Origin of the sequence: Bradyrhizobium sp. HKCCYLRH3099 (assembly GCF_051167855.1) — a bacterium.
In the GTDB taxonomy this organism is placed as follows: domain Bacteria; phylum Pseudomonadota; class Alphaproteobacteria; order Rhizobiales; family Xanthobacteraceae; genus Bradyrhizobium.
In genome coordinates, this window is record NZ_JBNPTW010000005.1 from 94,387 (window position 1) to 107,887 (window position 13,501).

The 13,501-nt window shown below is 66.1% G+C and carries 12 protein-coding genes; 11 read left to right on the forward strand and 1 reads right to left on the reverse strand.

From position 1 onward, the window contains the following. Positions 1–9: 9 nt before the first annotated feature. A complete protein-coding gene (locus tag ACQR1Y_RS13060; protein ID WP_434876723.1) occupies positions 10–1,215 on the reverse strand; it encodes a helix-turn-helix domain-containing protein in 1,206 nt (401 codons plus the stop codon). On the opposite strand from ACQR1Y_RS13060, the gene ACQR1Y_RS13065 reads away from it, so the two are divergent. The 11 genes from ACQR1Y_RS13065 (at position 1,141) to ACQR1Y_RS13115 (ending at position 13,493) form a co-directional block, all read left to right on the forward strand. Continuing rightward, on the forward strand, positions 1,141–2,469 hold the full coding sequence (locus tag ACQR1Y_RS13065; RefSeq protein ID WP_434876724.1) for a PLP-dependent aminotransferase family protein: 1,329 nt from the start codon (positions 1,141–1,143) through the stop codon (positions 2,467–2,469). The genes ACQR1Y_RS13060 and ACQR1Y_RS13065 overlap by 75 nt on opposite strands. A gap of 318 nt (positions 2,470–2,787) precedes the next feature. Continuing rightward, entirely contained in the window at positions 2,788–4,011 is a 1,224-nt protein-coding gene (gene soxC / locus ACQR1Y_RS13070) for a sulfite dehydrogenase (protein ID WP_434876725.1), read from the forward strand. Continuing rightward, entirely contained in the window at positions 3,983–4,537 is a 555-nt protein-coding gene (locus ACQR1Y_RS13075; protein ID WP_434876726.1) for a c-type cytochrome, read from the forward strand. Before soxC ends, ACQR1Y_RS13075 begins: the two co-directional genes overlap by 29 nt. A gap of 104 nt (positions 4,538–4,641) precedes the next feature. After that, complete coding sequence (locus ACQR1Y_RS13080; RefSeq protein WP_434876727.1) at positions 4,642–5,046, forward strand: DUF302 domain-containing protein; 405 nt, start codon at positions 4,642–4,644, stop codon at positions 5,044–5,046. A 9-nt stretch (positions 5,047–5,055) separates the two neighbouring features. Continuing rightward, positions 5,056–5,406 carry a hypothetical protein gene (locus ACQR1Y_RS13085; RefSeq protein WP_434876728.1) on the forward strand — a complete coding sequence of 117 codons (351 nt, stop codon included), beginning with the start codon at positions 5,056–5,058 and terminating at the stop codon, positions 5,404–5,406. Positions 5,407–5,409: 3 nt separating this feature from the next. Beyond that, on the forward strand, positions 5,410–6,393 hold the full coding sequence (gene tehA, locus ACQR1Y_RS13090; protein WP_434876729.1) for a dicarboxylate transporter/tellurite-resistance protein TehA: 984 nt from the start codon (positions 5,410–5,412) through the stop codon (positions 6,391–6,393). Positions 6,394–6,640: 247 nt separating this feature from the next. Next, positions 6,641–7,621 carry an ABC transporter permease gene (locus ACQR1Y_RS13095; RefSeq protein ID WP_434876730.1) on the forward strand — a complete coding sequence of 327 codons (981 nt, stop codon included), beginning with the start codon at positions 6,641–6,643 and terminating at the stop codon, positions 7,619–7,621. A 46-nt stretch (positions 7,622–7,667) separates the two neighbouring features. Then, positions 7,668–8,693 (forward strand): sugar ABC transporter substrate-binding protein, encoded by a 1,026-nt coding sequence (locus tag ACQR1Y_RS13100; RefSeq protein WP_434857705.1) that lies wholly within the window; start codon positions 7,668–7,670, stop codon positions 8,691–8,693. Positions 8,694–8,779: 86 nt separating this feature from the next. Next, positions 8,780–10,900, forward strand: coding sequence for an ABC transporter permease (locus ACQR1Y_RS13105; RefSeq protein ID WP_434876731.1), 2,121 nt, complete (start codon positions 8,780–8,782; stop codon positions 10,898–10,900). Then, positions 10,897–11,994, forward strand: a complete 1,098-nt coding sequence (locus ACQR1Y_RS13110) for a strictosidine synthase (RefSeq protein WP_434876732.1) — start codon at positions 10,897–10,899, stop codon at positions 11,992–11,994. Before ACQR1Y_RS13105 ends, ACQR1Y_RS13110 begins: the two co-directional genes overlap by 4 nt. After that, a complete protein-coding gene (locus ACQR1Y_RS13115; protein WP_434876733.1) occupies positions 11,994–13,493 on the forward strand; it encodes a sugar ABC transporter ATP-binding protein in 1,500 nt (499 codons plus the stop codon). Before ACQR1Y_RS13110 ends, ACQR1Y_RS13115 begins: the two co-directional genes overlap by 1 nt. The last annotated feature ends 8 nt before the right edge of the window (positions 13,494–13,501 follow it).

Consider the following 13,501-nt stretch of genomic DNA (forward strand, 5'->3'; position numbering starts at 1 on the left):
TCAGCCGTGTCACAGAATGGATCGGCGCCAGCGTCCGGGCGCCTCGCCGACCAGACGCCGGAACACGTTGATGAAATGGGTCTCGCTCTTGAAGCCGACGGCCAGCGCGACGTCGCGGATCGAGCGCGCCGGATCCAGCAGCAGCCGTTTCGAGGCATGGACGCGGCACTGGAGCAGGTACATGTGGGGCGACAGGCCGGTCGCGGCCTTGAACTGGGCTGCGAAATGCATGCGGCTCAGGCCGGCGGCCGCACTCAGATCCGCAAGCGCGATGGGCTGGTCGAGATGAGCATCGACGAACGTCTTCGCGCGGTTCAGCCGCCACGGCGTCAACGGCGACAGCTTCCGCTTCGGAACGATCGGCTGTTTCAGGTGGTAGCGTCCGATCAGGTGGGCGGCGAAGGAAATGCTGAGGCTGTCGAGAAACAACTGGCTCGGAGCGGCGTCTTCGGTGAAGGCGCGGATGAGCGACGACACGAGATGGCGCAGCACGCGGTCATCGGTCTGGTGCGGGTCGAACGGTTCGAGCGCGTCGCCGGCAGGCCGGCCGTTGATCTCCTCGAAGCAGTCCGCCACGGCGCGTTGCGACACGAACACGCGGACAATCGCGTAATCGGCGCGATAGGTTGCGCGCGCATTCGGCAGGGCGGGCCCCGTCAGGACCGTGGTGCCCGGGACGATGTCGCCATCGATCAGCAGCCGGCCACCGACGGACAGCGACATGGTCGTGGGCCGCAGCGCGTAGGAGACGGCGTAAGGCGCATCGACAAGGTCCGTCTGTACGTCGAGCGCACCATTGCTGACGGATCCGCTCCACATCGAGATCGACAGGCGCGGCGGGCTGCCTCTCGCAAGCAATGGTGACGGCGGCGGCTCGCGCCAACGGCGTTCGGCGGGGATGCGGGCCAAGCCGAATGCGGGAGCCGGGCGATCCGCGGGCGACTCCCCGAGCTCGCTCGACGGTCGCTTTGTCAGGTCCGCCGGCCTGGTTTGGCTGACAAGGTTGCCCATGCGCGCCTCCGTTGGTGACAGAGAGAATTGATCCATACAATCCATCAATGTAAGCATGCAATCAAAGACAATCTGGAGAATTGCATGGATTGGCTCCCTACACTTTCCGAATGGCAGGGTCCGCTGTTCATGCGCATCGTTGATGCCCTCGAAGCCGACATCGCCAGCGGACGGTTGATCCGCGGCCAGCGGTTGCCGACGCATCGCAGCCTCGCGTCGGGACTTCGCATCGATCTCACCACCGTCACGCGCGCCTATAGCGAGGCGCGGCGGCGCGGGCTGATCGAAGCGCGAGTGGGGCAGGGAACGTTCGTCTCCGAGACGACGGCGCGCGCCGCGCATGATGGGCCGGCGGCGGCCACCATCGATCTGTCGATGAATTTGCCGCCGCAACCTGTCGAGGCGCAGCTCGATCGCCGGATCGAACAGGGGCTGGCGGCCATTCGCAGCGATGCCGGCCTGAGCGCGTTTCTGAGCTATGCGCCGCCTGGTGGCAGCGTGGAGCAGCGCGAGGCCGCTGCGGCCTGGCTGCGTGCGCGCGTCGCCCACGCGACGGCCGAGCGGATCGTGATCTATCCGGGATCGCAGGCCGTCATCTTCAACGCCCTGGTGTCGCTGACCAGGCCGGGAGATGTCGTGGTCACGGAGGCGCTGACCTTTCCAGGGCTCAAGGCTGCTGCCGCGCGGCTCGGCGTGCATCTCGCCGGTGTCGCCATGGATGCCGAGGGGGCGCGGCCCGAGGCGCTCGACGATGCCTTGCGCAAGCACAAGTCGAAGCTCGTCTATCTCGTGCCGAGCCAGCAGAACCCGACCACGGCGACCATGAGCGCCGCGCGCAGGGCGGCAATCGCCGGCGTCATCCGCAAGCGCGGCGCCGTCCTGATCGAGGATGACGTGTATGGCCCGCTGGAGCCGCGGCTGTCGCCGATCGCCACGCTGATCCCGGATCGGACATACTATGCGGCAAGCATCGCGAAATGCATCGCGCCGGCCTTGCGTGTCGCTTATCTTTTGGCGCCGGACGAGTCCGCCGAGCAGATGATGCGGGGGTGTCTGCAGGCGACGATGCAGATGCCGGCCTGGCCGATGGTCGCGCTGGCGACGCACTGGTTGAGATCCGGTATCGCCGACGACATCATCCGCGCCATCCGTAACGAGGCCGCCGCGCGCCAGCAACTCGCCGCGCGCGCCTTGAAAGGCGTGACCTATGCCGCGCGGCCCACGAGCCATCATCTCTGGCTGCCGCAACCGGCCCGGTTCGATGCCGCCGAGCTGCTGTCGCATCTGATGCGCAACGGCCTGGCAGTGGTCGGAGAGGCTGCGTTCGCGGCAAGCGCGTCGGCGCCGCGCGGATTGCGCATCTCGCTCGGCGCTGCCCGCAACCGGGCCGAGCTTGGGCAAGCCCTCCAGGTGGTGTCGCGCGCCCTCACGAGTCCGAGCATCAGGCAGATCGTGTAGTCCGACCTTGCTTGTGGCCACGGCCGTTCCATGCGCCCGCCAGTCCGCTGGTGTCGAATGATGATCCCCGAATGTGGGCGGAATGGCGGGAAGGGATAGCATGCTCGTTGATGCCGGGCGTTCAGATCGCGCGGCATAGATCGGGCATGGCGGCAGTTTCAATCAATCCATACGACGGCACGTCGCGTCCCATTCCTCGGTATGATGGAGCCGCGCGCGGATAACGGATAGCTCTCTGCGACCTTCATCGTCCTGAGGGCGCGCATGAGCACCGACAAGCCAAATCCAATTTTGCATCGATCAGGCGGTGACGCGCGTATGTCGCGTCGGCGCTTCGTCACGGCGTCGGCAGCGGCCGCCGGTGCTGTCATCGGCGGCGAAGCGCTCGCCGACGATCTGGCCGATGTGCCGGCGCGCGAACCGGGGGGTGTGCTGTCCGCGTTCAGCGCACGCTCGCCCTATGTCCACATCGGACGCATTCCGGAAGCGACGCCGGGCAAACGGAACATCGATCCCGCCGATGCCATCAACTCGAAGACGCCGCTCGACAGGCTGGTCGGAAGCATCACGCCGACCGATCTGCACTATGAGCGCAGCCATGCGGGCGTTCCCAATATCGATCCCGCCAAGCATCGGCTGCTGATCCACGGCATGACCCGCAAGCAGCTCGTGCTGACGCCGGATGACATCATGCGCATGCCGTCGATCTCGCGAATCGTCTTCATCGAGTGCACGGGCAATGGCTGGGAGAACTGGAAGAAGGCCGACCCGACCCTGACGGTGCAGAACACCCATGGCCTCGTCAGCAGCAACGAATGGACCGGCGTTCCGCTCCGCTACCTCATCGATCTTGTCGGCAAGGAGGCGCGCTCGGCGTGGATGCTGGCCGAGGGCGGTGATGCGGCTGCGGCGGCCCGCAGCATTCCGCTCACCGAGGAGATCATGGACGAGGCGTTCGTGGCCTATGGCCAGAACGGCGAGCCGTTGCGGCCGGCGCACGGCTTTCCGTTGCGCCTGATCATGCCGGGCTTCGAAGGCAATCTGAACATCAAATGGCTGCGCCGGCTGAAGTTCGGCGACGAGCCCTGGATGACCCGCTGGGAAACCGCGCGCTACACCCAGTTGCTCGCCAACGGCAAGGCCGCGCAGTTCCAGCTGAGGATGGAGACCAATTCGGTCATCACCTCGCCGTCGGGCACGATGACCATCCGGCCCGGCTACAACCGCATCACCGGGCTGGCCTGGAGCGGCCATGGCCGGATCGCGAAGGTCGAGGTCAGCACCGACGAGGGGCGGAGCTGGCAGCCGGCCCGCATGAACCATCCCGTGCTGCCGAAGGCGCAGGCGCGCTTCGAGCTCGACTGGCAGTGGAACGGGAAGCCGACCAAGATCGTCAGCCGCGCGACCGACGAGAAGGGCAACGTACAGCCCGATCGCAAGTCCTTCATCGCGAAGACCGGCACCAACGCGCTGTTCCATTACAACGCGCAGCAGACATGGAGCATCGACAGCGATGGCAAGGTCAGCAATGTTCTCGCCTGAACGTTGGCTCACGGCGGCGCTGGCCGCTGCGCTGCTGGTCGCTCCCGCTCATGCCGTGGATTTCGGGCGGCCGGCGACGCCGCAGGAGATCAAGCTGTGGGACATCGATGTGCGTCCTGACGGCAAGGGGCTGCCGCAAGGCAGCGGCACCGCTGCGCGCGGCAAGGAGCTGTTCGCGGAGAACTGCGCCGCCTGCCATGGCGAAGGCGGCCAGGGCGGCATCAAGGATCGGCTGGTCGGCGGCCAGGGCACGCTCGCGACCGACGCTCCGGTGAAGACCGTCGGCAGCTTCTGGCCGTATGCGACGACCCTGTTCGACTACATCCATCGTGCCATGCCGTATCAGGCGCCGGGTTCGCTCAGCGTCGACGACTACTACGCGCTGTCGGCCTACATCCTGAGTTTGAATGGCATCGTGCCGCCGGACGGCCGTCTCGATCAGACCTCGCTGCCCAAGGTGAAGATGCCGAACCGCAACGGGTTTCTGCCCGTGCCGGAGTTCAGCAACGTCCGGGCACCGAAATGATCGGGCACGGCGCTCGGCCCGGCGTCGGACGCGCGCGCAGGCGCATGCAGACGTTCGCCCTGCTGGTCTTCCTGACACTATCGACAACAATCGGAGCAAACGCCATGGACCCGCAGGGGCTGATCACGCTGCCAAGCCAGAACGATCCAGGCACGACGATGCGGAAGCTGCAGGACGCCGTCAGGGCAAAGGGCATGACGATCTTCGCCCACATCGATCATGCGGCCGGCGCCGCCGATGTCGGGATGACGCTGCGCCCGACGGATCTGCTGATCTTCGGCAGTCCCAAAGGGGGAACGCCGCTGATGCAGGCGGCGCAGAGCATCGGCATCGATCTGCCGTTGAAGGTCCTGGTCTGGCAGGATGCCGAGGGACGGACCTGGCTGTCCTACAACGATCCGGCCTGGCTGGCGCAGCGCCATGGCGGGGCGGCGGGTGCGGAGGGCGCGGTGGAGGCCATGACCGGCGCGCTCAAGGCGATCGCCGACACCGCGACGTCAGCAGAGTAGAACCGCGCCATGCCGGTCATTCCCTGGAAGTCGTTGTGGCAAGAGATGGTGTCGGATGCGCGCACGATGGGCGCCGGCGCCTATGTGCTCGTGGCCGCACTGGTATTGATGCTGGTGGCGGTGATCGTCGTCGCCGTTCTCGGATGGTCGTCGGCGGAAGGAACCGACGTGCCGTCGTCGGGCTATGCCGCTTTGGCCATCGGCGTGGTGTTCTCCATGATCTGCGGCGTAGGGCTGATGGCGCTGGTGTTCTACAGCAGCCGCGCCGGCTATGACGAGCCGCCGAAGCTCGTCTCGGACGCGACGGATAGTGAGCCTGGATCGGAGCGCGACGACCTTTCGCGCCGACCTCCGGAGTGATCGATGACCGCGCGTAGGGTCAAGCTTCCGCTGGTTCCGGCCTCCTTCTTCGGCATCGTGCTCGGCATCATCGGGCTCGGCAACAGCTGGCGCGCGGCGCATCAGCTGTGGGGATTGCCGGCCGACATCGGCGAGGTCCTGATGGCGGCGGGCGTTGTCGTCTGGGCCGTCATTGTCTTGTTCTATGTGGCCAAGTGGATCCTCTCCGCCGATGCGGCTCTGTCCGAGGCGCTGCATCCGATCCAGTGCTGCTTCATTGGACTTGCCGGCGTCTCGACCATGCTGGTCGCGATCGCAGCACAGCCCTATCATCGGATCGCGGCGCTCGTCATCTACGCGATAGGTCTCGTCTTCTCGCTCGGCTTCGCGCTGTGGCGCACCGGTCAATTGTGGCGCGGCGGCCGCGATCCCGCGGCCTCGACGCCGGTGCTGTACCTGCCGACGGTGGCTGGATCCTTCGTCACCGCCATCGGGGCAGGTGCGCTCGGCTTTCCTGAGTGGGGTCGTCTCGCCTTCGGCGCCGGACTGTTTTCCTGGCTGGCGGTGGAGTCGGTCCTGCTGCACCGGCTCTACACGGCCGACGCGTTGCCGGCCACGATCCGTCCGACCCTCGGCATTCAGCTGGCGCCGCCGACGGCGGGCGCGCTTGCCTATCTCAGCGTGACAGAGGGACCCCCTGACATGGTCGTCAGCGCGCTGATCGGTTATGGCATGCTGCAATTGCTGCTGCTCGTCCGGCTGCTGCCTTGGATTCTCGAACATCGGCTCTCGGCGTCCTATTGGGGATTCACGTTCGGCCTGACCGCGCTTGCCAGCTCGTTATTGAAGATGGTGATCCGCGGCGATCACGGACCTGCCGCGACGATGGCGCCGATCGTGTTCGTCGTCGTCAACCTCGTCATCGGGGCGCTGGTGCTACGCACGATCTGGCTGCTCGTGTCAGGCCGCATTCTCGCACCGGCTGTCGCTCCTCCGCAGCAGGCTTGAACCGGTCGAGCCGTGAGCTCGCGCCATCTCGCTATTGCGTTGCAGCTTGCTGATAACCGGATGATATAGCCGCTAGCTCAAATCCGTATTTCCGCTCACGGCAGGACCTCACCTAGCTTCAAGCTCCAAAATTCGCTCGAACGCGGCATGCGGGCCTCCAGCTCCGACGTGCCGGACAGAGGGCGCGCAGATCCAATCTGCCGCCGCGATCGGGCCGGGGTGAAGCGACAAGGGCTTAAGGCAGCGGATGCGCGCGTGGTCTCATTATTTCAACCAGGAGCGCATCGTCTTCGCGCTCACGGTGCTGCTGCTGATCGTCTTCGCTCTGACGTTGCCGAAATTCCTGGCGCCGAGCAATCTGCTGTCACTCGTCCGTAGCGTCGCCGTGCTCGGCATTCTCGGGCTCGGCATGCTCATCGTCGTGCTCGGTCGCGGCATCGACCTGTCGCTGGTGGCGACGATGGCGATCTCGGTGGCGTGGAGCCTGCAGCTTGCTGCGAGCGGAATGTCGATGGCGGGCGCGATGGGCATCGGCCTGTTGCTCGCGCTCGGCATGAGCCTCGTCACCGGCATCCTGATCGCCTATGCCGAGATCCCGTCGCTGTTCGCGACCTTGGCGATGGCCACCTTCGTCTACGGCTTCGGCCGCGCGCATCTCATCACGGGCACGGACGTCGTCTATCTGCCGCCGAACATCGGCGCGGTCGCGAGCCTGGGGCAGGGCGCGCTGTTCGGCATTCCCATGCCGATCGTCGTCGCCGCTGTGGTGGCGCTGATCGCCTATCTGTTCCTGCGCTACACCAAGCCCGGGCGTTTCATCTATGCGATCGGCGACAATCTCGCGAGCGCGCGCATCGGCGGAGTGCCGGTGCGTCCCATTCTCGTCGCGCAATATGTCATCGCCGGCGGCATCGCCTTCGTTGCCGGTCTCGTGACCGCCACGTCGGCGGAGGCGATGAACACCCGCGTCGTCAACTCCAACATGATCTACGACGTCATCCTGGTCGTCGTGCTCGGCGGCGTCGGCCTGTCCGGCGGCCGCGGCAATGTCCGCAACGTGATCGTCGGCGCACTTCTGATCGGCGTGCTGATGAACGGCATGACGATCATGGACGTGCAGTACACGATCCAGAACGTCGTCAAGAGCCTAATCCTGCTGCTCGCCATCGTCGTCGACAGCATCGTCAATCCCCGCGACGAGCAGACGGGACAGCAGGGCGACATCTGAAGCCCCAACCAACGCGCCTCAATCAACAAAATCGGAGGAGACCATCTTGAAGAACCTGCACCGCCTGGCCCTTGCGGCCACCGCATTCGCGAGCATCGCCGCGGCCGCATTCGGCGCCCGCGCCGACGACATGAACGATCCCTATCGCCAGCCGGCGCTCGACGCGCTCAAGGGCAAGTCGATCGTCTATCTGCCGATCTCGATCGGCTTCGACCTCGCCCAGGCCTGGGGCGGCGTCGTCAAGACCGAAGCCGAGCGCTACGGCATGAAGTTCAAGTCGCAGGATCCGAACTGGAACACCGGCGCAATGGCACAGGGCCTGACCTCGCTGATCGCCGAGAAGCCCGACGTGATCGTGACGCAGAACCCCGACCTGCAGTCGCTGGCGCGCCTGCTGAAGCAGGCGAATGCTGCCGGCATCGTCGTCATCCAGATGAATATGCAGGGCGCGGTGCAGACCGACGCCTTCGTCGGTCCCGACTTCATTTCGATGGGCGAGCAGGCCGCCAAGATGGTGGTTGCCAAATGCGGCAAGGGCACCGAGACCTCGCACAAGGTGTCGATCGTGCAGGGCGTGCTGACCGGCGGCGTCAGCTACTATCAGGTGCAGGGCATCAAGAAGGTGTTCGACGCCAATCCGGAGATCAAGGTGGTATCGAGCCAGGCGGCCGACTGGGACGCCTCCAAGGCGCGCGCGATCACCGAGACGGTGCTGCAGCAGAACCCCGATCTCTGCGGCGTCATCGACGTCTGGGATGGCCAGGGCGTCGGCACCGGTGCGGCGATCAAGCAGGCCGGCAAGCAGGACCAGGTCTACTTCGTGACCTCCGGCGGCGGCGCGCAGAGCATGTGCGATCGTCTGGCCGACGGCACCTTCTCGGCCGCGATCAACTATGACGCGCCGGGCATGGGCCGCGACGCCTTCACCGCGATCTCCGCGGTGCTGCAGGGCAAGCAGAAGGCCGGCACGATGAAGTTCCAGCTGTATTCGCCGACCCGCGTCATGACCAAGGCTGACGTCAAGGCCGGCACCTGCTGGGATCCCGAGCAGTACGCCAAGCTGCTGCGCTGATCCGGACTAGCCATGCGTGGCCGCCGGGTGCGGCGGCCACGCACCCTCTTTGATTTGACCTTAAGCGACTACGTGCAGAGGCTCCTTTGGCGTCGACCAGTACTTTGACGAAGCTGAGATATCGCTTCATTCCGGACCACGTCATCGGCGAGCTGCTCTCGAAGAAGTGGATCGACAACGCGATCCCGTTCCTGGTGCTGCTGTGCGTGATCGCGGTCTTCGGGTCGCTGATCCCCAACTTCTTCACCGGCGCCAATCTCGCGATCAGCGCCCGCGAGCTCGGCGAGTTCGGCCTGGTCTGCATGGCGATGATGATCGTCATCGTCGTCGGCGGCATCGACCTCAGCGTCGGCTCCAATTTCGCGCTCGGCAATTTCATGACGCTCGCGCTGCTCAACCTCGGCGGCTGGCCGGTGGGGCTCGCGATCCCCGCGGTCGTGCTGATCTGCGGGGGTGTCGGGCTGCTCAACGGCTACCTCATCGGCTTCCTCCGGCTGCGCGCGTTCCTCACCACGCTGGTGACCCTGATCATCGTGCGCGCCATCGTCGACATGCTGCTGTTGAAATACGCGCAGGCGATGTCGGTGAGCTTCTATCAGTCCGACGTCTGGGACGTGATCGGGCTCGGCGGCTTCGCCGAGGTGCCGTCGAGCTTCATCATCCTGGTCGTCGTCGCGCTGATCGGCCATGTGCTGCTGACGCGCAGCCGGCCGGGCTGGCGCATGATGGCGATCGGCGGCTCGCGCCGCTCGGCGCACAACATCGGTCTCTCCGTGCGCGGCATGGTCTGCGCCGCCTATACGATCTCCGGCATGCTCTGCGGCCTCGCTGGCGTGCTCTATGCGGCACGGCTCAGCGGGGCGGGCACCGACACCGGCATGGGCCTGGAAATCTCGGCGCTGACGGCGGCCGTGCTCGGCGGCAACAGCCTGGGCGGCGGCCGCGGCTCGGTGGCGAAGGCGCTGATCGGCGCGGTCATCGTGCTGGTCATGACCAACGGCGTGCTGCGCATCGGCCTGAACAGCGGTTCGGGGCCGATGGTGCTCGGCCTTACCTTGCTGCTTGCCGTGTTCATCGACGTGCGCTGGCTCAAGAACCGCGACAAGCTGCTGTCCAAGGTCTACGTGTCGCCGACCTATGTCGAGCTGCCGGCGCCGCGCTCGACGTCCGCCGAGACCGGCGGGGCGTTCGCGCTCAACGACCGGCTCGGCGCGGTGGAGATCATCGGCCTCGGCGAGGTCGAGTCTCCGGAGGACGTCATCCTCGATGACGAGGACAATCTCTATTGCGGCACGCGTCACGGCGACATCGTCCGCTTCGCGCCGCCGGACTACAAGACCTGGGAAGTCTACGCCCATATTGGCGGCTCGCCGCTCGGCATGGCGTTCGACCGCACAGGCGACCTGCATGTCTGTGTCGGCGGCATGGGGCTCTATAAGATCGACCGCGCGCGCAACGTCAGCAAGGTCACCGACGAGACCAACCGCTCGACCTTCTCCATCGTCGACGATTCCCGGCTGCGGCTCGCCGACGATCTCGACATCGCGCCGGATGGCCGGATCTATTTCAGCGAGGCCACGATCCGCTACGAGATGCACGACTGGCCGGTCGATGCGCTGGAGAGCCGCGGCAATGGCCGGATCATCTGCTACGACCCGAACACCGGCAAGACGCATACGGCGCTGCGCAACCTGATCTTCCCGAACGGCGTCTGTCTCGCCCATGACGGCCAGTCGGTGCTGTTCGCCGAGAGCTGGGCCTGCCGCGTCAGCCGCCTGTGGATCTCCGGGCCGAAGGCGGGGCAGGTCGAGCGCGTGCTCGACGCACTGCCCGGCTATCCCGACAACATCAATCGCGCCTCGGACGGCTCCTATTGGTGCGCGATCATGGGGATGCGCTCGCCGGCGCTCGACCTCGCGCTGCGCATGCCCGGCTTCCGCCGCCGGATGGCGCGCCGCATCGCGCCTGACCAGTGGCTGTATCCCAACCTCAACATCGGCTGCGTGATCCGCTTCAACGACAAGGGCGAGGTGCTGGAGTCGCTGTGGGATCAGGGCGCCAAGAACCATCCGATGATCACCTCGATGCGCGAGCACCGCGGCTATCTCTATCTCGGCGGCATCACCAACAACCGGATCGGACGCATCAAGCTCGATTATGCCGATCCGAACTGGAGCGCCATGCGCAGCTATTGGGGGCGGGCATGAACGCCTTGGTCGGAAGCTGGCTGGAGCGCTTCCTCGGACGCGGCCGCGCCGCGGTCACGGTGCCGCCGCTGGACGGTGCGCTGAAGCCGAACAATCGTCTGGAAGATGCGCCGCGCGGCATCGCGAGCGCCGCGCCGGATAATCTGGTCGTGTGCGATGGCGCGATGTTCTGGTCGAGCGGTGTCAGGCTGTTTCGGATGGCCGATGGCGCCGAGCTCGAAGCGGTGGCGACGCTCGATGGCGTGATCTCGGCGCTGGCCGTCTCGCCGCGCGGACAGATCGCGGTGGCCTGCGAAGGCAAGGGCATCTCGATCCTGGCGCGTGACGGCACCGTCACCAATGCTGGCCGGCGAAGCGGCTGGCCGACGGCCTGCATCACCGCGATGACCTTCGTCGACGAGACGAGCCTCGTCGTCTGCGTCGGCTCGGTCGAGACCGGGCTGGAGGCTTGGCAGCGCGACCTGATGGAGCATCGCCGCGCCGGTGAAATGTGGAAGCTCGATCTCGTCAAGCGCGAGGCCAAGCGGCTGGCCGCCGGGCTCGGCTATCCCAATGGCGTGGTGGTCGCGGCCGATCAGTCGCTGATCGTCAGCGAGGCCTGGGACGTCCGGCTGGTGCGCCGCGCCGCCGATGGCCGCGAGCTCGCTGTCGTGCTCGACGATCTGCCCGGCTATCCCGGCCGCATCGCGCCGTCGGCGCGTGGCGGCTATTGGCTGACCGTGTTCGCGCCGCGCAGCCCGCTGATCGAATTCGTGCTGCGCGAGGATGCCTACCGCCGCGCGATGCTGGCCGAGGTGCCGCCGGCCTATTGGATCGCACCGGCCTTGCGCAGCGGCGTCTCGTTCCACGAGCCGATGCAGGGCGGCGCCTTGAAGCAGATGGGCATCCTCAAGCCGTGGGCGCCGACATTGTCCTATGGCCTCGTCATCGAGCTCGACGCCAATTTCGTGCCGCTGCAGAGCCTGCACAGCCGGGCCGGGGGCAAACGTCACGGCATCACGTCGGCGGTGGAGGTGAATGGACGGCTGTGGCTGACCGCGAAGGGCGGCGACGAGATCATCGCGATCGATCGCGTGGGCCGGGAGGGGAAGTGATGCAGCCGGTCGTCGAACTGAAGAACGTCACCAAGGAATTCCACGGCATTCCGGCGCTGCGCAGCATCTCGTTCGACCTGCGGCCGGGCGAGGTCCATGCGCTGCTCGGCGAGAACGGCGCCGGCAAGTCGACGCTGACCAAGATCATGGCCGGCGTCTACGAGGTCACCAGCGGCGAGCTGATCGTCAACGGTGCGAAGGTCTCGTTCAAGACGCCGGCGGAGGCGCTGCGCAGCGGCATCGCGATGGTGTTCCAGGAGACCAGCCTGGTGCCGTCGCTCACGGTGGCGCAGAACATCTATCTCGGCAATGAGAAGTTCCTCAACCGGCTGCGCGGCATCTACATCGCCGCCCAGCAGTTCCTGCAATCGCTGAATTTCGGCGTCGATCCGACGATGTATGTGTCGCAGCTCGGCGCGGCGCAGAAGCAGATGGTCGAGATCGCGCGGGCCGTGCACCACAAGGCACGCGTCATCATCTTCGACGAGCCCACGGCCACGCTGACGCCGGAGGAGAAGCACCATTTCTTCGCGCTGGTGAAGCGGCTGAAGCGCGACGGCGTCTCGATCATCTTCATCTCGCACGCGCTGGAGGAGGCGCTGTCGATCTCCGACCGCATCACCATCATGCGCGACGGCCAGCATGTCGTGACCGACGACGCGAAGAATTTCGATCGCGACAAGATCATCACCGCGATGGTCGGGCGCACGCTGTCCGACGAGCTCTACGGCAAGGCCGGCGAGGGTCACGCGACGCGGCCCTACGGCCGCAAGATGCTGAGCGTGCAGAACCTGTCGATGGGCCGCATGGTCCGCAACAACTCGTTCTCGGTCTATGCCGGCCAGATCACCGGGATCTTCGGCCTGATCGGTTCGGGGCGCACCGAGACCGCCAAGATCATCTCCGGCGTGGTCAAGCGCGACTTCTTCCATGGCGGCGAGGTCAAGCTGGACGGGCGTTCGGTCCGCTACCGAGTGCCGCGCCAGGCGGTGCGCGACGGCATCGTCTACGTCACCGAGGACCGCAAGATCGAAGGATTCTTCGAGACCAAGTCGATCGCCGAGAACATCTATCTCAATCTCCTGGCCGCCGATCTCAACAAGAGCGTCGTCATCTCCTACGCCGAGATGATGGAACTGGCCGCGACCTGGACCAAGCGGCTCAATGTGCGCGCGATCAGCAATGCGGCGCGCGTGGTCGAGCTGTCCGGCGGCAATCAGCAGAAGGTCGTCATCGCGCGCTCGCTGGTGCAGGAGCCGAAGCTCGTCATTTTCGACGAGCCGACGCGCGGCGTCGACGTCGGCGCGATCGCCGAGTTGCACCACGTCATCAACGAGCTGGCGGATGCCGGGCTCGCGGTGGTCGTGATCTCGTCCTACCTGCCGGAAATCCTCAACCTCGCCGACCGCATCCTGGTGTCGCGCCAGGGCCGCGTCGTCGAGGAGTTCTCGGCCGACGAGGCGACCGAGGAGAAGATCATGTACGCGGCCGTCCACTGAGCGACAGG